This is a genomic window from Pseudoalteromonas sp. 19-MNA-CIBAN-0066, from assembly GCF_040308705.1.
GTDB classification, from domain to species: Bacteria; Pseudomonadota; Gammaproteobacteria; order Enterobacterales; family Alteromonadaceae; genus Pseudoalteromonas; species Pseudoalteromonas nigrifaciens.
The window spans coordinates 1-233 of the sequence record NZ_JBEONZ010000444.1; the positions used below are offsets into that span (position 1 = coordinate 1).

General features: G+C 43.8%; 1 protein-coding gene. It reads left to right on the forward strand.

Annotation, left to right across the window (positions count from 1 at the left end; genetic code table 11):
* The coding region (locus tag AAEZ18_RS19765; RefSeq protein WP_352256159.1) for a hypothetical protein at nucleotides 1-233 on the forward strand (233 nt) is incomplete at both ends.

Sequence of the window (233 nt, forward strand, 5' to 3'; positions counted from 1 at the left end):
GTTTCCTATTATCTTTAAGCGCACGCCTATCTCCTTACCTATGTTGCAAGTCAGCTTTGGTCTACTGATGGGTTATTATTGGACGACATTATCATTTTTAAATCCGCTTGATAATGGTTTAATCGTCGAGAAATTAACCGAGATTGTGGTGTTGGTCTCTTTGGTTGGCGCGGGTATCAAGATTGACACTAAGTTGTCTTGGCGATTGTGGCGCCCGACTGTCCGTCTGTTGC